The 19081-nt window shown below is 60.4% G+C and carries 20 protein-coding genes; 1 reads left to right on the top strand and 19 read right to left on the bottom strand.

The window, feature by feature from the left end; genetic code table 11:
* The first annotated feature begins 168 nt into the window (after window positions 1–168).
* The gene (locus CKW30_RS10280; RefSeq protein ID WP_095180721.1) at window positions 169–1875 is read left to right on the top strand and encodes a hypothetical protein; all 1707 of its coding nucleotides are present in this window, start codon (window positions 169–171) and stop codon (window positions 1873–1875) included.
* 133 nt (window positions 1876–2008) lie between these two features.
* Here the strand turns inward: CKW30_RS10280 and flhB are convergent, their stop codons facing one another.
* The 19 genes from flhB to CKW30_RS10185 all read right to left on the bottom strand — a co-directional run bounded on the left by flhB (window position 2009) and on the right by CKW30_RS10185 (window position 19077).
* A complete protein-coding gene (gene flhB / locus CKW30_RS10275; RefSeq protein ID WP_016771065.1) occupies window positions 2009–3148 on the bottom strand; it encodes a flagellar biosynthesis protein FlhB in 1140 nt (379 codons plus the stop codon).
* A gap of 3 nt (window positions 3149–3151) precedes the next feature.
* A complete protein-coding gene (fliR, locus tag CKW30_RS10270) occupies window positions 3152–3937 on the bottom strand; it encodes a flagellar biosynthetic protein FliR (RefSeq protein ID WP_095180720.1) in 786 nt (261 codons plus the stop codon).
* Between the two features lie 3 nt (window positions 3938–3940).
* Window positions 3941–4210 (bottom strand): flagellar biosynthesis protein FliQ, encoded by a 270-nt coding sequence (gene fliQ, locus CKW30_RS10265; protein ID WP_016771067.1) that lies wholly within the window; start codon window positions 4208–4210, stop codon window positions 3941–3943.
* Window positions 4207–4965, bottom strand: coding sequence for a flagellar type III secretion system pore protein FliP (gene fliP / locus CKW30_RS10260; RefSeq protein WP_016771068.1), 759 nt, complete (start codon window positions 4963–4965; stop codon window positions 4207–4209). Before fliP ends, fliQ begins: the two co-directional genes overlap by 4 nt.
* Window positions 4965–5417, bottom strand: a complete 453-nt coding sequence (gene fliO, locus CKW30_RS10255) for a flagellar biosynthetic protein FliO (RefSeq protein WP_016771069.1) — start codon at window positions 5415–5417, stop codon at window positions 4965–4967. Before fliO ends, fliP begins: the two co-directional genes overlap by 1 nt.
* The gene (gene fliN / locus CKW30_RS10250; protein WP_016771070.1) at window positions 5418–5876 is read right to left on the bottom strand and encodes a flagellar motor switch protein FliN; all 459 of its coding nucleotides are present in this window, start codon (window positions 5874–5876) and stop codon (window positions 5418–5420) included.
* A gap of 55 nt (window positions 5877–5931) precedes the next feature.
* Window positions 5932–6900: a flagellar motor switch protein FliM gene (gene fliM, locus CKW30_RS10245; protein WP_003222890.1), complete on the bottom strand. Its 969-nt coding sequence runs from the start codon at window positions 6898–6900 to the stop codon at window positions 5932–5934.
* Between the two features lie 9 nt (window positions 6901–6909).
* A complete protein-coding gene (fliL, locus tag CKW30_RS10240; RefSeq protein ID WP_016771071.1) occupies window positions 6910–7413 on the bottom strand; it encodes a flagellar basal body-associated protein FliL in 504 nt (167 codons plus the stop codon).
* Window positions 7414–7751: 338 nt separating this feature from the next.
* Window positions 7752–9119, bottom strand: coding sequence for a flagellar hook-length control protein FliK (locus tag CKW30_RS10235; protein ID WP_095180719.1), 1368 nt, complete (start codon window positions 9117–9119; stop codon window positions 7752–7754).
* A 105-nt stretch (window positions 9120–9224) separates the two neighbouring features.
* Window positions 9225–9572, bottom strand: a complete 348-nt coding sequence (locus CKW30_RS10230) for an Hpt domain-containing protein (protein ID WP_041479021.1) — start codon at window positions 9570–9572, stop codon at window positions 9225–9227.
* A gap of 30 nt (window positions 9573–9602) precedes the next feature.
* The gene (locus CKW30_RS10225; protein WP_095180718.1) at window positions 9603–11306 is read right to left on the bottom strand and encodes a fused response regulator/phosphatase; all 1704 of its coding nucleotides are present in this window, start codon (window positions 11304–11306) and stop codon (window positions 9603–9605) included.
* A 5-nt stretch (window positions 11307–11311) separates the two neighbouring features.
* Entirely contained in the window at window positions 11312–11617 is a 306-nt protein-coding gene (locus CKW30_RS10220; RefSeq protein ID WP_056783805.1) for an STAS domain-containing protein, read from the bottom strand.
* Window positions 11618–11807: 190 nt separating this feature from the next.
* Window positions 11808–12257, bottom strand: a complete 450-nt coding sequence (fliJ, locus tag CKW30_RS10215) for a flagellar export protein FliJ (RefSeq protein WP_016771076.1) — start codon at window positions 12255–12257, stop codon at window positions 11808–11810.
* Window positions 12258–12263: 6 nt separating this feature from the next.
* Complete coding sequence (gene fliI, locus CKW30_RS10210; RefSeq protein ID WP_016771077.1) at window positions 12264–13622, bottom strand: flagellar protein export ATPase FliI; 1359 nt, start codon at window positions 13620–13622, stop codon at window positions 12264–12266.
* Window positions 13612–14418 carry a flagellar assembly protein FliH gene (fliH, locus tag CKW30_RS10205; RefSeq protein ID WP_095180717.1) on the bottom strand — a complete coding sequence of 269 codons (807 nt, stop codon included), beginning with the start codon at window positions 14416–14418 and terminating at the stop codon, window positions 13612–13614. Before fliH ends, fliI begins: the two co-directional genes overlap by 11 nt.
* Window positions 14419–14422: 4 nt before the next feature.
* The gene (gene fliG / locus CKW30_RS10200) at window positions 14423–15442 is read right to left on the bottom strand and encodes a flagellar motor switch protein FliG (protein WP_016771079.1); all 1020 of its coding nucleotides are present in this window, start codon (window positions 15440–15442) and stop codon (window positions 14423–14425) included.
* On the bottom strand, window positions 15435–17222 hold the full coding sequence (gene fliF, locus CKW30_RS10195) for a flagellar basal-body MS-ring/collar protein FliF (protein ID WP_041479017.1): 1788 nt from the start codon (window positions 17220–17222) through the stop codon (window positions 15435–15437). Before fliF ends, fliG begins: the two co-directional genes overlap by 8 nt.
* Before the next feature lie 14 nt (window positions 17223–17236).
* Window positions 17237–17566: a flagellar hook-basal body complex protein FliE gene (fliE, locus tag CKW30_RS10190; RefSeq protein ID WP_016771081.1), complete on the bottom strand. Its 330-nt coding sequence runs from the start codon at window positions 17564–17566 to the stop codon at window positions 17237–17239.
* Window positions 17567–17694: 128 nt separating this feature from the next.
* Window positions 17695–19077, bottom strand: coding sequence for a sigma-54 dependent transcriptional regulator (locus CKW30_RS10185; RefSeq protein WP_056783797.1), 1383 nt, complete (start codon window positions 19075–19077; stop codon window positions 17695–17697).
* Window positions 19078–19081 lie beyond the last annotated feature (4 nt).

The raw sequence follows: 19081 nt of genomic DNA, 5'->3' as shown, positions 1-19081 counted from the left end.
CTTGCGCCAGCAGTCCGAGACGCTTCGTGTCTCATCCGGCGACGAAGCTCTAACCGTTTGTCTGAAACATGCATTTACCTGTCAGATATGACAGTGGCCAAAATTCACAGACGAGTATGTGATAGCGCTTCACCCATTTGCCTGCCTCTCAAGGGCCAGGAGCGCGTCATGGACACTGAATCAACCATCGACACCCAATCCGACGAGGTGATTGAAGTTTTGAAATTGGTCCCGGTATTCATACCCGGCTGGGTGACACCGGTGAAACCCTCCGGTCTTGCTCATGGCGGCGTTCCGAGACGCCTATTCACCACCCCACCGGAAAGCGTGCCGTGTGTGGTTGATCCGTGGACTGAACTACTAAATCGAGGCGTTGCACCACTGGCCGAGTACGATTCAGTCGCGTTGTTTATCAATGATGGATCGACACCCGTGGGCAGCTACACTGTCAAGCCCGGCGAGGAAAATAAACGAGTCGTGCTGTACGCCCCGAAATCCAAGTTCGTAAACGGCATCAACACGCTACATTACGTTGTCGAACGGCTCGGCGGTAATAAAGAAAAATCTGAAATATTGTCGGTATTGTACCACCTGCACCCTCACGCCAATTTCAAGCTGATTATTCCTTCCGAGGTGATCGCCAATGGCATTACCCCTGAATTGGCACAAAACGGTGTCACGTTCGAAATGCGCTACACGACCAAAGAACCTTTCGATCAAGTGATATTGAAGCTAGGCAATGCGACGTTCACGTTGGACGTTACGGATCCCTCGGCACCAGTGAGCAAGACGCTGTATACAGCTGATTTTGAGAACTTTGTTGACGGCGAGATAAACGCCAACTTCGAGGTAACTGATCAATTGGGACAATTTGGCGAATCGCCGAACGAGACGGTGAACATTCGTCTGAAAGAGAAATTGCCGGCCCCGACGCTAACCAACGTATTGGACGCCAACAATAAAGAAGTGCCGGAGGGTGCCAGCACCACCAGCACCACATTGGTACTCAAGGGCACCGCCAGTAAAGGGAAGGAGATCGAAATTTTCGACGGTAGTGGTCCGAGCGCAGAGTCCAAGGGCAAAGTGACCGCCAGTCCAATTGACGGGTCATGGCAGCACACGATCACCGTCACCGTCGGCGGCCACCGCTTGTATGCTAAATCGCTGTACCACCCGACCTCGGTCTATTCCAACGTGCGACTGCTGACTGTGAGTATCCAACCACTTTCAGTGGACATGACGCTGATGGTGCTGGACGGAGTAATGGTTAGAAGTGGTTACTGCCCACACCTCAATGGTGTCGATGCGATTGGTAACACAAAGATTCGCGTGGCTATCGGGGGTCACCCGCCCTATACCTACAAGTCCTCAAGTCCCGCCGTCGCAGCAGTTGACGCAAGTGGCAAGGCGACGGGAATGGGCAACGGTGAGGCAAACATCATCATCACCGACCAGCAGGCTGGGGAGGTCCGCTATACAGTCAAGGTCTCAAACGTCTACTCCCTGGTGGTACACGGAGGCGGGGGTTGGACTTATCAGAGATACCTTCAATCACTGGCGCAAGGAGGTGCGGTGTACTTAACGCCGGAAATCCGTGCGGTCATGCAGCGTTGTTTCTCTCAGCCTTGGTTCGCATGGCGTGGAAGTCCACAGTACCCTCACCTGGACAGAGCCTGGACCGGCAACACCAATGGAGCCTCGGGGGAGGTTTACAACACCTATACCCGAAATTTCGAGTGGCTGGCGCAAACAGCCGACCCCGGTGCCGGGTTGAGTTTTTCGTTGAATTATCCGGGAGGAATGGGAGCGATGAGCAGTAGTGAAGAGGTGGTAGATGCCGCCGAAATGATAGGACCTTCAAGCAGCACCGACTAGTTGAAACTTGATGGGGTAAATAGGTGCACATCTTCGTAGCACTGAAAGTCCGCGCGCCCATCAAAAACGCCGCGGCATAAAAAAACGCCGTCCCGTTCAATCGGGACGGCGTTTTTTATTTTGTACAGTTCGGTCAGGAATCCCGACGCAAGTCCGGCGGAATCGGCAGATCATCCTTGAGCGGGTCCGGCCGCTTGCCCTTGCCCGCCTGGTGTTGGCGAATCTGATAGACGTAGGCCAACACCTGCGCCACTGCCAAATACAGCCCGCCAGGAATCTCCTGCTCAAGCTCAGTTGAGTAATAGATCGAGCGCGCCAGCGCAGGCGACTCGAGCAGCATGACGTTGTTGGCCACTGCGATTTCGCGGATTTTCAGGGCGATGAAGTCGCTGCCCTTGGCCAGCAGCACCGGCGCGCCGCCCTTCTCCGAGTCGTACTTGAGCGCGACCGCGTAGTGGGTCGGGTTGGTGATGACCACGTCGGCTTCGGGAATCGCCGCCATCATCCGTCGCTGGGACATTTCGCGCTGGGTCTGGCGAATGCGTTGCTTGACCTCCGGGCGGCCTTCCTGATCCTTGTGCTCGTCGCGCACTTCCTGCTTGGTCATCTTGAGCTTCTTCATGCTCTCCCAGATCTGCACCGGCACGTCGACGGCGGCGATGATGATCAGACCGCAGGCCAGCCACAGCGTGCTCCAGCCCACCAGCAAGACGCTGTGGATGATCGCCATGTCCAGTGGTTCGTGGGCGATGCGCAGCAAGTCGTCGACGTCGGCGGACAACACCAACAGCGCCACCCCCAAGGTAATCAGAAACTTGGCCAGGGCCTTGAGCAGTTCAACCACAGCCTTGAACGAGAACATCCGTTTGAGGCCGGCGGCCGGGTTCATCCGGCTGAATTTGGGTGCCAGCGAACTTGCCGCGAACAGCCAGCCACCCAGGGAGATTGGCCCGATGATGGCGGCGAGCAACAGGGTTATCATCACCGGCTGAATCGCCAGCAAGGCGATCAACCCTGACTCCAACAGAAAACGGCCCATGGCGCCCTGATCCATGACCACTTCGCGGGACAGGGTGAAGTTCAGGCGCATCACGTCCATCATTTCTTGCGCGAGCATGCCGCCGAAAATCAGCAGCGCAGAGGCGCCGGCCATCATCACGGCCAGGGTGTTGAGCTCTTTGGAACGGGCGATTTCACCCTTCTCACGGGAGTCCTTTTTGCGTTTCTCCGTGGGGTCTTCCGTTTTGTCCTGACCGCTCTCGCTCTCTGCCATGACTCAGCGCGCCCGTGCCAGTTCGCGTAGCAACTGCAAGGCCTCGCTGGTCAGCGGTTGATACTGGTTGAGAATGTCCGCAAGCCCCACCCAGACGATGAACAGGCCGAGCACCAGGGTCAGCGGAAAACCGATCGAGAAGATGTTCAGTTGCGGCGCGGCGCGGGTCATCACGCCGAAGGCGATGTTGACCACCAACAGTGCGGTGACGGCCGGCAACACCAGCAGCAATGCGGCGCCGAGGACCCAGCCGAGTTTGCCGGCCAGTTCCCAGTAATGCGCAACCATCAAACCGCCGCCGACCGGCAGCGTGGTGAAACTTTCAGTGAGGACTTCGAACACCACCAGATGGCCGTTCATCGACAGGAACAGCAACGTCACCAGCATGGTGAAGAACTGCCCGATCACCGCCACTGAAACGCCGTTGGTAGGGTCGATCATCGAGGCGAAGCCCATGCCCATCTGGATCGCAACAATCTGCCCGGCGACGGCGAAAGCCTGGAAGAACAGTTGCAGGGAAAAGCCGAGTACGGCGCCCACCAGAATCTGCTCGCCGATCAGCAGCAGGCCGCTGAGATCGAGTGGGCTGACGGCGGGCATCGGCGGCAGCGCCGGGGTGATGACCACGGTGATCGCCACGGCGAAATACAGGCGCACGCGGCGCGGGATCAGGGTGGTGCCGAACACCGGCATGACCATCAGCATCGACGCCACGCGAAACAGCGGCAACATGAACGACGCCACCCAAGTGCTGATCTGGGTGTCGGTCAGCTGAAGCAGCGATTGCATGGCTTAGCCGATGACCATCGGAATGTTTTTGTACAGCTGGATGATGTATTCCATGAACGTCTGCACGATCCACGGACCGCCGATGATCAGAGTCACCAGCATCACCAGAAGACGCGGCAGGAAGCTCAGGGTCTGTTCGTTGATCTGCGTGGCGGCCTGGAACATCGACACCAGCAGGCCGACCAGAAGGCTCGGCACCACCAGGATGGCGACCATCATGGTGGTCAGCCACAGGGCTTCACGAAAGATATCGACCGCGACTTCCGGCGTCATGGCGAAACACCTCCAAAACTGCTGGCCAGAGTACCGATGATCAGCGCCCAGCCATCGACCAGCACGAACAGCATGATCTTGAACGGCAGCGAGATGATCAGCGGCGAGAGCATCATCATACCCATGGCCATCAGCACGCTCGCCACGACGAGGTCGATGATCAGGAACGGAATGAAGATCATGAAGCCGATCTGGAAGGCGGTTTTAAGCTCGGAGGTCACGAACGCCGGCACCAGAATGGTCAACGGCGCCTGATCCGGGCTGGCAATGTCGGTGCGCTTGGACAGGCGCATGAACAGCTCCAGATCGCTGGTGCGGGTCTGCGCGAGCATGAAGTCCTTGATCGGCACCTGAGCCTTTTCCACCGCTTGCTGGGCGGTGAGGGTTTCCGCCAGATACGGTTGCAGCGCGTCGTTGTTCACCCGGTCGAACACCGGCGCCATGATGAACAACGTCAGGAACAGCGCCATGCCGGTGAGGATCTGGTTCGACGGCGTCTGTTGCAGGCCGAGGGCCTGACGCAGGATCGAGAAGACGATGATGATCCGCGTGAAGCTGGTCATCAGGATGACCGCCGCTGGAATAAAGCTCAGCGCGGTCATGATCAGCAGGATCTGCAGACTGACCGAATATTCCTGCGCGCCGTCGGCATTAGTGCCCAGCGTGATCGCCGGGATAGACAACGGATCGGCGGCGAACGCCAGCGGCGCGGCCAGCAACAAGACCAGCGTCAAGACGATGCGGAGCGCACCCATTACTTCGTATCCTTTTGGTCCTTGCCAAGAATCTTCAGCAGATGCTGAGCAAATTCCGGCGTCGCTTTTTCACTGGCGGTGGGGACTTCGACCGGCTCTTTGAGCACGTGCAGCGCGGTGATGGTGCCGGGGCTGAGGCCGAGCAGAATCTGCTCGTTGCCGACCTGCACCAGCATCAAGCGGTCACGCGGACCGAGCGCGCGTGAGCCGATCAGCTCGATCACCTGGCCCTTGCCGGCCGGCCCCGCCTGCTGCACGCGGCGCAGCAGCCAGGCGAGGAAGAAAATCAAACCCAGCACCAGCAGCAAACCGAACACCAGTTGTGTCAACTGACCGGCCACGCCGCTATTGACCATTGGCGCGGTGGCGGCAGGCGCGGCAGTGGTTGCGCCCGGCTCGGCAGCCAGCACGCTCAACGGCCATGCCAGCAGCACCCAGAGAAACCTTTTCACTCAGCGCAGCTTCTTGATGCGTTCGCTTGGGCTGATCACGTCGGTCAGGCGGATGCCGAACTTCTCGTTGACCACCACTACTTCGCCGTGGGCGATCAAGGTGCCGTTGACCAGCACGTCGAGCGGCTCACCGGCCAGACGATCAAGCTCGATCACCGAACCCTGGTTGAGTTGCAGCAGGTTGCGGATGTTGATGTCGGTACTGCCGACTTCCATCGAGATCGACACCGGGATGTCGAGGATCACGTCCAGGTTCGGACCGTCGAGGGTCACCGGATCATTGTTCTTCGGCACGCTGCCGAACTCTTCCATCGGCAGACGGTTGGAGCTGGAAGTGCCGGCGTCGGCGGCCAGCAGTGCATCGATGTCAGCCTGGCCGGCGTCACCGGTTTCTTCCAGGGCCGCAGCCCATTCATCGGCCAGTGCCTGGTCGTCCTGCGCGTTCATATCGTCGTTCATCATGTGTCCTCGGCGGGCAACAATTCGGTTAAATACGGGGGTGAAAAGCGCCGCCTCAGCGACGCTCGATCGGCTCGATCACCTGCAACGCGAGGTTGCCTTTGTGCGAGCCCATCTTGACCTTGAAGGCCGGCACGCCGTTGGCGCGCATGATCATGTCTTCCGGCATCTCGACCGGGATCACATCCCCCGGTTGCATGTGCAGGATGTCGCGCAGCTTCAACTGGCGGCGGGCCACGGTGGCGCCGATCGGCACGTCGACATCGAGCACGTCCTGGCGCAGGGCGTTGACCCAGCGCTCGTCCTGATCGTCGAGGTCGGACTGGAAACCGGCGTCGAGCATCTCGCGCACTGGCTCGATCATCGAGTACGGCATGGTCACGTGCAGATCGCCGCCACCGCCATCGAGTTCGATGTGGAAGGTGGAGACCACAATTGCTTCGCTCGGGCCGACGATGTTGGCCATGGCCGGGTTCACTTCCGAGTTGATGTACTCGAAATTGACTTCCATGATCGCCTGCCAGGCTTCTTTCAGATCGACGAAAGCCTGCTCGAGCACCATGCGCACTACGCGCAACTCGGTCGGGGTGAACTCACGCCCTTCGATCTTGGCGTGACGGCCGTCACCACCGAAGAAGTTGTCCACCAGCTTGAACACCAGTTTGGCGTCGAGGATGAACAGCGCGGTGCCGCGCAGCGGTTTGATCTTGACCAGGTTGAGGCTGGTCGGCACGTACAGCGAGTGCACGTATTCGCCGAACTTCATCACCTGCACACCACCGACAGCCACGTCCGCCGAGCGGCGCAGCATGTTGAACATGCTGATGCGGGTGTAGCGGGCAAAGCGCTCGTTGATCATTTCCAGCGTCGGCATGCGTCCACGGACGATGCGATCCTGACTGGTCAGGTCGTAGCTTTTGACACTGCCGGGTTCGGCAGCATTATCGGTCTGTACCAGACCATCATCGACGCCATGCAGCAGCGCATCGATTTCATCCTGGGACAGCAGATCCTGCACGGCCATGTCGTGTTCCTACTGCAGTACGAAATTAGTGAAAAGCAACTGTTCGATGACCACTTTGCCCAGTTCTTTCTGCGCCACTTCCTGGACGCTGGCGGTGGCCTTCTGGCGCAACATCTCTTGGCCGACCGGTGTCGCCAGTGTGGCGAAATCCTGACCGGAGAAGAGCATTACCAGGTTGTTGCGGATAACCGGCATGTGCACTTTGAGCGCGTCCAGATCGGCCTGATTCCGCGCCAGCATGGTGATGCTCACCTGCATGTAGCGCTGACGGCCGTTCTGGTTGTAGTTGGCCACGAAGGCCGGCGCCATCGGCTCGAAAATCGCCGCCTGCTTGCCGACCGGCGCTGCTTCAGCGGCCTCGGCAGGCTTGCTTTGCGCGCCGTGCATGAAGAACCAGGTCGCCCCGACGGATGCACCAATGGCCACCAGCAACGCCAGCACGATCACGATGATCAGCTTGAGTTTGCCTTTGGTTGCGGGGTCTTTTACTGCTGCAGCTTCGCTCTTCGCCATGCCAATAATCCGTCACTAATCGGGGGTTTCACAGTCGCACGGCAAGGCAAGAGCAAGTGTTATGCCAGAAGTGTCGGAGGTCGAGAACGACGCTAAAGTCAAAAGCACCCTCACCCCAGCCCTCTCCCTGAGGGAGAGGGGGCCGACCGAGATGTAATGGGGCTGGACATCGACCTGCACAACCGAGGTGATTGCAAGTTCAGGGCGGGAATCAACAGGTCGCCGAATGTCGAACGGATTCAGCGATGCTCGTTCAGGTCGGCGTAGTTCTTCAAGATTCCCCAATCGGTCCCCTCTCCCTCTGGGAGAGGGCTAGGGTGAGGGGGCTCTTGATTTTCTCAGGCGTAATAGTCGACCGCGCTGCTGCCAATTACGCTGGTAGTCTGCGCCGCCACTTCAGCGACAGTAGCCGGTGCCAATTCCTCATCCGCCGAATCCAGGCGGCCACCCGCAGCGCTGGTCCGGCCACTCTGCCCCTGCTGCGCCTGTTCCTGACCTTGCTGCCCCTGCCAGCCACGGTTCTGGTCGGCGACATTGACATCCACCTGGCCCATGCCCTGCTGGTTGAACATGTCGCGCAGGCGGTGCATCTGGCTGTCGAGCGCTTCACGCACGCTTGGGTGTGCGCTCATGAAGGTGACCTGGGTCTGCTGATCGGGAACCATGTTCACGCGGATATCCAGACGCCCAAGCTCCGCCGGCTGCAACTGAATGTCGGCGGCCTTCAGGTTGACGCTGGACAGGTACATGACGCGGTTGACCACTTCTTCGGTCCAGCCGCTCTGGTGCATGGCGATCGGCTGATTCACCGGCAGCGCATTGGCGGTTTTCGGCGTAGCGGCCTGGGTCAGTGCCGCCAGACGGTTGGCGAAGTCATCGACGCGAGTGTCGCTGGTAGCCGATTTCAGATCCTTCAGACCATCGTCGATCAGCCCGCTGAAAGCTTGTTCGCCGCCCTGACTGGTGCTGTCCTTGTCGGCCTGCACGTCGAGCATGCTGGCCATGCCGGCGGCAAAGTTCTGCGCGGCGGTCAATTCACCGTCAGCCTGAGCTTGAGCAGGCGTGGCTTTCGGTTGCGCCTGACTGGCGGCGGAAATATGCCCGCCCTGCTCCATCGCCATGCGCACGGCCGGCATCGAGTCGAGCGGGTCGGCCGATGGATCGAAATCGCTGTCGGTTGCCGCCGGATCTTTGACCATGCCCGACACGACCGCCAGTGCAGGCGTTTCGGTTTCCGGCTGGGCTGGCGTGGCGACTGTTGGCGTTTGCACCACAGGCGCTGCCACCAACGGCTGAACGACTTGCGCCAAGGCCGGATCAAGGGCCGGGTCTACAGGCGCGGCATCGGCCACAGGGGGTTGTATGGTTTCAGCGGTGTCATCGGCAGTGGCAGTCGCGTCGTCGCTCGCCGCCGCTTTGTCGGCAGGCAACGCTTTGCCGCTATCGGCAACTGCTGGCTGGGGCGCGGCAGATTGATCTTTGCCGATATCCTTTTTGCCGCTGCTGTCCGCGACCTTATCGCGTGCCGGCCTGACTGAATTGTCAGCGCTCACGGCGGGCTTGGCCGGCGCCTGATCGGCAAACACTTTGGCGAAGCTGGAGGCCTTGTCCCCGGCGTCTGCGGCCATTGCCGACGATTTGGCAGAGGCGGCTTGCGCCTTGGCCTGAGCGGCGGTCTGAAGAAGAATGTTGGGGGTCGCAGGCATGACACGGTCTCCGCTGCACTGGGATCGTAGGTACAGTTGAGCAAGTTGACTGCAAGTGCCGGGCCAGTTTGGCCAGACACTTGCGAAAAGCGCCGGACGGCAGCTTCAGTGGATGTGGGCGTGGTGCTTTTCGCTTTCGTACACCGGACGTACTTCGGCGAATTCAGAATGGATATCGGCGACTAGCTGAGCGAGCGCTTCCGGGCTTTTGTCCTTCGCGTTCGACTCCAGGTCCTGGCACAACTCGGCCAGTCGAACCGCGCCCATGTTGCTGGCGCTGCCCTTGAAGCTATGCGCTACATCGGAAAGCGCTTTGGCGCTGGTGCTGTCCTGCAACTCGTGCAGGCGGCTTTGCGAATCTGCCAGAAAAGTCTCCAGCAATTCCGTATAGCCGTCCTCCATCACCTCGCGCAAAGTATCGAGGACTTCGCGATTTACATGTGGGTCTGTCACTTGCTCACTCCTTGATCAAGAATGGGCGGATTATGCCTCAATCTCCCAGAAAAACTCCACGCTGGCACTACGACCTTGGTCCGACCAACTGGCGTTGCGCCCCAGTTGCCGGACCAGGCTGATGCCGCGACCCGACAAGCGGACGTGATCCAGCGGGCGATCCATGACCCGCGTTACATCGAAGCCCTTGCCGCTGTCCTCGACCCGAATGACCAGGCGCCCACCCTCGCCTTGCGGTTGCACCTGCAGATGCACTCGCACGAAACCGTCTTGCAGCGCCTCCAACCGCGCCGCGCGCATTTCATAGTAGCGGGCGAAACCTGCCGCATCGCGTTTGAGGCTCGAGTCCAGCCCGAGCACGCCATGCTCCAGGCCATTGGAATACAACTCGGCGAGCACGCTGTACAGCGCCCCGCTTTGCGCGCGCAGGCCATGCACCTCAAGCAGCAACTGCAAGAGGAACGGCAATGGATTGAAGCGCCTGAGCGTGGCGCCGCGAAACTCGAAACTGGCCGACCAGTCCAGCGGGCACGACTGGCCGCTGTCGGAATACACCGGCGCTGCGCCGTGGGCCTGCGCCGACTCGAGCAGACTGACTTCGACCATGCTCACATCATCACGGGCCTGCCCACGAAAATCGCGCAACGCTTGCTCGATATCCTCGAATAACCGATCCGGCTCACGGTTCGCCGCAAACACCTGCTGCAAGCGTTCGACGCCGAACAACTGGTCATTGGCATCGCAGGTATCGATCACGCCGTCCGATAACAGAAACACTCGATCATCGACGGCCATCGGATACACATCCGTACGGTCATCGAAGGCTTGCGCGCTGAGAATCCCAAGGGGCAAATGCCGCGCCGGCAAGGGCACACGCTCGCCGCTGGCCATGCGGTGCAGGTAACCGTCGGGCATGCCACCATTCCACACCTCCACCGAACGGCTCTGGAAACTCAGACTGAGCAAGGTGGCACAGCAGAACATGTCCACCGGCAGGATGCGCTTGAGCTTGGCGTTCATCTCGCGCAGGGTTTCGGCCAGGCCATAGCCCTTGGCGGTCATCCCATAAAACACTTCGGCCAGCGGCATCGCCCCCACCGCTGCCGGCAAGCCATGCCCGGTGAAATCGCCGAGCATGACGTGCATGTCACCGGCAGGCGTGTACGCCGCCAGCAACAAGTCACCGTTGAACAGCGCATACGGCGATTGCAGGTAACGGATGTTCGGCGCACTCAGGCAACCGGAATGTGCGACCTTGTCGAACACCGCTTTGGCCACGCGTTGTTCGTTGAGTAGATAGTCATGATGTTTTGCGATCAGATCACGCTGCTGCAGGACCGTTGCCTGAAGGCGCCGCAAGCGATCCATCGCCTTGATTTTGGCGGCAAGGATCACCTGGTTGTACGGCTTCGCCAGAAAATCGTCGCCGCCAGCCTCCAGACACCGAGCCAGCGCTTCACTCTCGGTCAGCGACGTGAGGAAAATGATCGGCACCAACGCTTCACCCGCCAGCGCCTTGATCTGCCGCGCCGCTTCGAAGCCGTCCATCACCGGCATCAGCGCGTCCATCAACACCAGATCGGGTTGTTGCTGCTGGAAGCATTCGACCGCCTCCGCACCATTGGCCGCCGTCAGCACCTGATGACCTTGACGGCGGACAATGGTCGACAGCAGCAGCCGGTCGGCGGCGCTGTCTTCGGCGATAAGAATGGTCAGCGGCTCTTGCGCCTGCATGGGCGTCAACTGATGTCGAAGAGTTTGTCGAAGTTGGAAATCGCGAGGATTTTCTTCACATCGGAGCTGCTGTTGACGACACGGATATCCGAATTGTCGCCACCGGCGTGATCACGCAGCAGAAGCAACATGCCCAGCGCGGAGCTGTCGAGGTAAGTGGCCTCTTTGAGATCGACCACGATGGATTCGGGTTTGTGTGGGAGCCGTTCATACGACTCGCGAAATTCCTGATGGCGACCGAAATCGAACCGGCCTTTGACGGCGATCGTGAGCTTTTTCTGGTCTGGAGAGACTTCTGTAACGACTGACATTGACTGGCTTCCTTGTCATTGACGAACCTGTACAAGGTTTAGCACCTGGATAGGCTTGGGGCAAGGCGCAACAGTGGAACAAGTGTGGGAGCGAGCCTGCTCGCGAAGGCATTCTGTCAGTTGACTACAGGATTGACTGACACGGCGCTTTCGCGAGCAGGCTCGCTCCCACAGGGTTTGGCGGTGAGGTTTAGAAGGCATCACGCCTTGGCAACCGCTGCGACAGTTCATCGAGCAGCTTCTGCTCCCGCTTGTCTTCCAGGCGTTGCGCTTCATCACGATAGCGCTGCACCAGTTTGCGCAAGCCCTCGACGCGGGCGAATGCCTGTTGCCACTCTTCACGCGCCTTGTCGAGCTTGTTCTGGTGCCAGACCAGGCTCTGCCGTTGCTGGTCGACGGCGGTGTCGAGTTGCGCCAGGAAACCCTGAAAGCCCAGCAGCCATTGCCCGGTCACGCCGGTGCTGCCGCGCACGATCCACTGCTGCGAGTAATCCAGACGAAAGGCATTGAGGTCGGCCAGTTTGCTTTCGGCAACTTTGACCTGGCCCTGAAAGTAGGCGAGGCGCTGCACGGCGGCTTTCTCGGCCTTCTCGGCCATGTCCACCACCGGTGCCAGGCGCGCAGCGCGGCTGACGGCCATGGCCGGTTACCCGCCCGCCGCAGGGGCGAACAGGGTTTCCAGATAGGCCTGGCTTTCACCCAGATTGATTTTGTCGTTGAGGCCCTGGCGCTGATACCTGACCAATTGCGGCTGCAGGGAAATCGCCAGATCGGTCTCGCGATCACCACCGGCCACATAGGCACCGACGCTGATCAAATCACGGCTCTGCTGATAGCGTGACCAGAGCTGTTTGAAATACTGCGCGCGCTGCATGTGATCCGGCGAAACCACTGCTGGCATTACCCGGCTGATCGAGGCTTCGATGTCGATCGCCGGATAGTGGCCTTCCTCGGCCAGGCGCCGCGACAGGACGATGTGGCCGTCAAGCACGCCCCGCGCCGAGTCGGCAATCGGGTCCTGCTGGTCGTCGCCTTCGGACAGTACGGTGTAGAACGCCGTGATCGAACCGCCGCCCTTCTCCGCATTACCGGCGCGCTCCACCAGTTTCGGCAGTTTGGCGAACACCGAGGGCGGATAGCCCTTGGTTGCTGGCGGTTCGCCGATGGCCAGCGCGATTTCCCGCTGGGCTTGGGCGAAACGGGTCAGCGAGTCCATCAGCAGCAGAACGTTCTTGCCCTTGTCGCGGAAATACTCGGCGATGCGCGTGCAATACATCGCCGCGCGCATACGCATCAGCGGTGCATCGTCCGCTGGCGAGGCAACCACTACCGAGCGTTTGAGGCCTTCTTCACCGAGGATGTGCTCGATGAATTCCTTAACTTCGCGACCACGCTCACCGATCAGGCCGACGACGATGATGTCGGCTTCGGTGAAGCGGGTCATCATGCCCAACAGCACCGATTTACCGACACCGGTACCGGCGAACAGACCCAGACGCTGGCCACGGCCGACCGTCAGCAAACCGTTGATGCAACGGATGCCGACATCCAGCGGTACGCTGATCGGATCACGGTTGAGCGGGTTGATGGTCGGGCCGTCCATCGGCACCCAGTCTTCGGCCTTCATGCCGCCCTTGCCGTCCAGCGCGCGGCCAGCACCGTCAAGAACACGGCCAAGCATGCTCATGCCCATCGGCAAACGACCGGTATCGGCCAGCGGCACCACGCGCGCGCCCGGGGCAATCCCGGCGACGCTGCCGACCGGCATCAGAAAGACTTTGCTGCCGGAAAAACCCATGACTTCCGCTTCCACCTGAGACGGATGGTAGCTGTCGTCATTGATCACCATGCAGCGGGTGCCCATGGCGGCGCGCAGGCCTTCGGCTTCGAGAGTCAGGCCAACCATGCGCAGCAGCCGACCTTCAAGGATCGGCGCGCCGGCAATCTCGGTGGCCTCGGCGTAGGTGCTCAGGCGCTTGGCGAAACTGGTGCGTTCAAGGCGCATCGCTGGCGTCCGCGCGCGGCTCGTCAGAGTCGACAGCCGCTGGGGTGTCTTCGGGGATTTCCAGACTCAAGTCAGGTGCTGCCGGATGCAGGGCTTGCTCGTGCAATTGGTCGAACAGTTTGGCCATGACCTGGGTCACCCGCGATTCGACACTGGCGTCGATGCGGCTGTGTTCGGTTTCAACCCGGCAGCCGCCCGGCAACAGCGACTCGTCTTCAACGATGCGCCAGGTTTCTTCGTGGCGTTCGCGCAGGGCTTTGACCTGGGCGAAATCCTGCGGATTGACGTACAGGCGCACGTTTTCCACGCCCAGCGGCAATAGCTTGAGGGCATCGCGCATGACGTGTTCGATCTGCGTTGAATCGATGGCCAGTTCGCGCTTGATCACCTGCTTGGTGATGTGTTGCACGAGGTCAACCAGCGACTTTTCAATCTGGGTGTCTTGCTCGGCGATCGGTTCGAACAGGTTGGCCATCAGCAGCTCAAGGCTGGCGATTTTCGCCGCCAGCGCTGTTTCAGCCTCCTGACGCACCTTCAGCGTGGTGCTGTGAAAACCTTCCTTTTCACCAATGGCGAAGCCCTCGTTGTAAGCCTCCTGACGGATGCTTTCGAGTTCTTCCAGGGTCAGTGGCTGGACTTCTTCCAGCGGCACTTCTTCCATTTCCGGCGGTTCGGGCTCGGGTTCCGGCTCGGGTTCCGGTTTCGGCGGGTCGAAGCTGGGCAGCGCCCAGGATTCGAAACCACGAACATCGCGGGCGCGGATCAGATCCGTCACAGACTCGTCAGGCTTATCCATGGGCTTAGATCATTTCCTCGCCGCCCTTGCCACCGAGCACGATCTCGCCGGCTTCGGCCATACGACGGGCAATAGTGAGGATTTCCTTCTGCGCGGTTTCGACGTCGCTGACGCGCACCGGGCCTTTCGCCTCGAGGTCGTCGCGCAACAGTTCGGCGGCACGCTTGGACATGTTCTTGAAGATCTTTTCCTTGACGCCCTCGTCCGAGCCCTTGAGGGCCAGCACCAGCACATCGGAAGAGACTTCGCGCAACAGCGCCTGAATGCCACGGTCGTCGACGTCGGCAAGGTTGTTGAACACGAACATGAGGTCTTCGATCTGACCGGACAGGTCTTCGTCGACTTCGCGGATCGAGTCCATGAGCTGGCCTTCGATCGAGCTGTCGAGGAAGTTCATGATGTCGGCCGCACGCTTGATGCCACCCAGGGTGGTGCGCGAGGCGTTCGAGTTGCCGGAGAACTGTTTCTCGAGAATCTGGTTGAGTTCTTTCAAGGCGGCCGGTTGCACGGTGTTCAACGACGAGACGCGCAGGATGATGTCCAGACGCACTTTATGGTCGAAGTTGCCGAGCACTTCACCGGCCTGATCCGGGTCGAGGTACGCGACCACGATTGCCTGGATCTGCGGGTGTTCGTAACGGATGACGTCGGCGACTGCGCGCGGCTCCATCCATTTCAGGCTGTCGAGGCCACTGGTGTTGCCACCGAGCAGGATGCGGTCGATCAGGCCGTTGGCCTTGTCTTCGCCCAGGGCCTGGGTGAGCATCTTGCGTACGTAGTCGTCGGAACCGACGCCGAGGCTGGTCTGATCGCCGACGATGTCGACGAACTCGCTCATCACCTGCTCGACCTGTTCGCGATGGACGTTGCCCATCTGCGCCATGGCCACGCCGACGCGCTGAACCTCTTTGGGCCCCATGTGGCGCAACACTTGCGCAGCATCGGTCGAACCCAGGGACAGCAGCAGAATCGCGGCTTTGTCGACCTTGGTCAGTTTGACGGTGGCGGCTCGGTTATCACTCATCTGCGTTAATCCACTCTTTCACGACCTGAGCCACGCGACCCGGGTCTTCAGCTACCAGACTCTTGATTGCATTCAGCTGCGCGTCATAACCCTCGCTCGGGCTCGGCAACAGAATGCTCTGCGGACCACCGAGGCTCACGCGGTCGTTGGCCAGTTCGCCGTCCAGGCCGCCCATGCCACCGAGTTCCACGTCGCTGCCCAGACCGGCCAGCTCCTTGCCTTTGCCACCGCCGGTGATGTTGTTGAGCACCGGACGCAGCACACCAAACACCAGTACGAGGATGAACAGCACACCCAGCACTTGTTTGACGATGTCCCAGAACCAAGGCTGGGAGTAGAACGGAATATCGGCAATCACTTCGCCGCGCTCGGCGGAGAACGGCATGTTGATCACGCTGACGCTGTCGCCACGGCTGGCGTCGAAACCGACGGCGTCCTGCACCAGACGGGTGAAGCGCGCCAATTCGTCGGCGCTCCACGGCGCACGGCTGGTTTCGCCGTTGGCCGGGTTGATCTTGACCTGATCGTCGACCACGACCGACACCGACAGGCGATTGAGACGGCCCTGCTGCTGCTTGGTGTGGCTGATCGAACGGTCGAGCTCGAAGTTCTTGGTGGATTGTTGACGCTTGTCCGCCGGGTACGGTGCGAGCATCGGCTGGCCGGTGGCCGGGTCCATGATCTGCTGACCGTTGGCGTCAACCAGTGGCTGACCCGGCTGGATCATCCCGGCCGGTGCGGCGGTGCCACCGGTGGTCTGCGGCGCCGAGGCAGGCGACGGCGGCTGGTTGCTCAGGGCACCCGGCACACCTTGCGGGCCATTGCTGGCGGTACGTTGTTCGTTGACCGACTGCTCGCTGCGCAACGCCGGTTGGTCCGGGTTGAACTGCTCGGCAGTCGATTCGACGGCACTGAAATCGACGTCGGCGGAGACTTCAGCCTTGTAGCGATCGTTGCCCAGTACCGGTTGCAGAATGTTGTGCACGCGCTGGGTGAGCATGCTTTCCATGCGGCGGCTGTAATCGAACTGCTTGCCGGCCATGGTCATTTCCGAGTTCTCCGCCTGATCGGAGAGCAGGTTGCCCTTTTGATCGACGACGGTGATCTGCGATTTGCTCAACTCGGGCACGGAAGTCGCGACCAGATTGATGATCGCCACCACCTGACCCGGCTCCAGCGAACGCCCGCTGTACAGCTCGACCAGTACCGAAGCGCTCGGCTTGCGCTCGTCACGGACGAACACCGAACTCTTCGGAATGGCCAGGTGCACGCGGGCACCCTTGACGTTGTTCAGGCTGGAGATGGTCCGCGCCAGTTCGCCTTCGAGGCCGCGACGATAACGGGTCGCTTCCATGAACTGGCTGGTGCCCAGACCCTGTTCCTTGTCGAGGATTTCGAAACCGATATTGCCGTCGCTGGGAGTGACACCAGCGGCAGCGAGTTTCATCCGCGCACGGGACAGGTCGTCGGCCTTGACCAGCAAGGCGCCGGAATTGGGTTCTACGTTATAGGGAATGTCAGCGGCGGCCAGGGTTTCCATGACCTGCTTGGCGTCCATGCCGGCAAGGCTGCCGTACAGTGGACGGTAATCCGGCTGCTGCGACCACAGCACCACGGCAAAGCCAATCGCCACGCTCGCCGCCAGACCGACCAACAGGCCGACCTGACGCAGCACGGTCATCTGGGAAAGGTTTTCCAGAAAGGACAGGCCGAACAGCGGCGGTTTGCCGTCGATCGGGGTGGCCTTGGCCGGAACGTTATCAGCGACTGCTTCTGCCATGACTTATTTCGCCCTTAAACCGGCATCTGCATGATGTCTTGGTAAGCCTGGACCAGCTTGTTGCGCACCTGGGTCAGAGCCTGGAACGACACGCTGGCTTTTTGCGACGCAATCATGACGTCAGTCAGGTCGACACCGCTCTTGCCGATCTCGAACGCGTTGGCCAGTTGAGTCGACGCCTGCTGGGTATCGCTGACTTTATTGATCGCCTGACCGAGCATGTCGGAAAAGCTGCTGCCCGCGATTTCAGGGACAGCGGCAGTCGATTTACGCGCAGACATGGCATCCACTTTCATGGCCTGCATGTCCATCATCAACCGATTAAATTCAATACCTTGGCTCATGGTCTACTCTCTTGGGCGGCCCGCAATTTTTTGACACTCACTCGGCGGGTACACAGGTATTAGCAACAAGGGTGCCAGCTAGTGGGCACCCTCCTGAGAAAAGCATCTGGAATGTTTTGCAGCATCGATCAGGTGGCGAACAGATAACCTTCGACATCCATCCCGGCATCGCGCATTTGCGCCAGTTTGTAGCGCAGGGTGCGCGGGCTGATGCCGAGCTTTTCGGCAGCTTCCTTACGGCGGCCACGCTCGGCGCGCAGGGTGTCGATGATCATCTGAAACTCCCGGCGGCGCAGGTCATCGCCCAGCGCGCCGGAAGAATCCGCCTCGATTTCCACCTCGCGGATCACCGGTGCCGTGATCGGCAACGGCGCAAATGTCACCGCACCGCTCAGGCAGAAATCCTGCGGCTGAATCAAACCGCCCTGCTGCAGAATCAACGCGCGCTGAATGGCGTTGTCCAGCTCCCGCACGTTGCCCGGCCACGGGTACGCGGTCAGGCAAGCTTGAGCTTCGGGGGACAGCTTCGCTGCTGCGTGCTTCATTTTATTGACGTGTTTGGCCAACAATTTTTCCGCCAGCGGCAGGATATCGGCAGTGCGCTCGCGAAGTGGACGCCAGGCCAAGGGGAAAACCGACAAGCGGTAAAACAGGTCTTCGCGAAAACGCCCCGCCGCCACCTCGCCGGCCAGATCACGATTGGTCGTGGCGACCACGCGAATATCCAGACTGATCGGCTTGCGCGCGCCCACTCGCTCCACTTCACGCTCTTGCAGAACGCGCAGCAACTTGGCTTGCAGGGCCAGGGGCATTTCGGAAATTTCGTCGAGCAGAATGGTGCCGCCGTCCGCCTGCTCGAACTTGCCGGCCTGCGAAGCGATGGCGCCGGTGAACGAGCCCTTCTCATGGCCGAACAGTGTTGCTTCGAGCATGTTGTCGGGAATCGCCGCGCAGTTGATCGCAATAAACGGCTGGCTCGCCCGTCGCGATTGCTGGTGAATGTAGCGCGCCAGCACTTCTTTACCGGTGCCGGACTCGCCGGAGATCAACACAGTCGAGTCACTGCGCGCGACCCGTGCCGCCAGCTCAAGCAACTGCGCACTGGCCGGTTCAACGGCGACGGGGCCTTCCGCTTCGCCAGCATCAATGCAGCCCAGCGCATGCCGCGCCACCAGATCGAGCAATGCCTTGGGCTCAAACGGCTTGACCAGATAATCCGCCGCGCCTTGGCGCATCGCATCGACCGCACGCTCGACGGCGCCGTGGGCGGTCATCAATAGCACCGGCAATTGCGGCTGGCGTGCGCGCAGCAACGCAAGCAATTGATGACCGTCCATGCCCGGCATGTTGACGTCGCTGACCACCAGGCTGAAAGCTTGCTGCGCGACGGCCGTCAGCGCTTCTTCGGCGCTACCGACGGCGTGATAGTCGTGGCCGGCGAGCAGCAGCGTATCGGCCAGCGCCTCGCGCAACGAACGGTCATCCTCGACCAGCAACACCTTGATGCCCATGACG

This window comes from Pseudomonas sp. Irchel 3F6 (assembly GCF_900187595.1).
GTDB lineage: Bacteria > Pseudomonadota > Gammaproteobacteria > Pseudomonadales > Pseudomonadaceae > Aquipseudomonas > Aquipseudomonas siliginis.
This window is presented reverse-complemented; position numbering and strand designations above follow the sequence as displayed.

Coding starts and splice junctions, on each gene's coding strand:
- CKW30_RS10280 (WP_095180721.1), top strand. CDS start 169: ATGGACACTGAATCAACCATCGACACCCAATCCGACGAGGTGATTGAA.
- flhB (WP_016771065.1), bottom strand. CDS start 3,148: ATGGCAGAGAGCGAGAGCGGTCAGGACAAAACGGAAGACCCCACGGAG.
- fliR (WP_095180720.1), bottom strand. CDS start 3,937: ATGCAATCGCTGCTTCAGCTGACCGACACCCAGATCAGCACTTGGGTG.
- fliQ (WP_016771067.1), bottom strand. CDS start 4,210: ATGACGCCGGAAGTCGCGGTCGATATCTTTCGTGAAGCCCTGTGGCTG.
- fliP (WP_016771068.1), bottom strand. CDS start 4,965: ATGGGTGCGCTCCGCATCGTCTTGACGCTGGTCTTGTTGCTGGCCGCG.
- fliN (WP_016771070.1), bottom strand. CDS start 5,876: ATGAACGACGATATGAACGCGCAGGACGACCAGGCACTGGCCGATGAA.
- fliM (WP_003222890.1), bottom strand. CDS start 6,900: ATGGCCGTGCAGGATCTGCTGTCCCAGGATGAAATCGATGCGCTGCTG.
- fliL (WP_016771071.1), bottom strand. CDS start 7,413: ATGGCGAAGAGCGAAGCTGCAGCAGTAAAAGACCCCGCAACCAAAGGC.
- CKW30_RS10235 (WP_095180719.1), bottom strand. CDS start 9,119: ATGCCTGCGACCCCCAACATTCTTCTTCAGACCGCCGCTCAGGCCAAG.
- CKW30_RS10225 (WP_095180718.1), bottom strand. CDS start 11,306: ATGCAGGCGCAAGAGCCGCTGACCATTCTTATCGCCGAAGACAGCGCC.
- CKW30_RS10220 (WP_056783805.1), bottom strand. CDS start 11,617: ATGTCAGTCGTTACAGAAGTCTCTCCAGACCAGAAAAAGCTCACGATC.
- fliJ (WP_016771076.1), bottom strand. CDS start 12,257: ATGGCCGTCAGCCGCGCTGCGCGCCTGGCACCGGTGGTGGACATGGCC.
- fliI (WP_016771077.1), bottom strand. CDS start 13,622: ATGCGCCTTGAACGCACCAGTTTCGCCAAGCGCCTGAGCACCTACGCC.
- fliH (WP_095180717.1), bottom strand. CDS start 14,418: ATGGATAAGCCTGACGAGTCTGTGACGGATCTGATCCGCGCCCGCGAT.
- fliG (WP_016771079.1), bottom strand. CDS start 15,442: ATGAGTGATAACCGAGCCGCCACCGTCAAACTGACCAAGGTCGACAAA.
- fliF (WP_041479017.1), bottom strand. CDS start 17,222: ATGGCAGAAGCAGTCGCTGATAACGTTCCGGCCAAGGCCACCCCGATC.
- fliE (WP_016771081.1), bottom strand. CDS start 17,566: ATGAGCCAAGGTATTGAATTTAATCGGTTGATGATGGACATGCAGGCC.
- CKW30_RS10185 (WP_056783797.1), bottom strand. CDS start 19,077: ATGGGCATCAAGGTGTTGCTGGTCGAGGATGACCGTTCGTTGCGCGAG.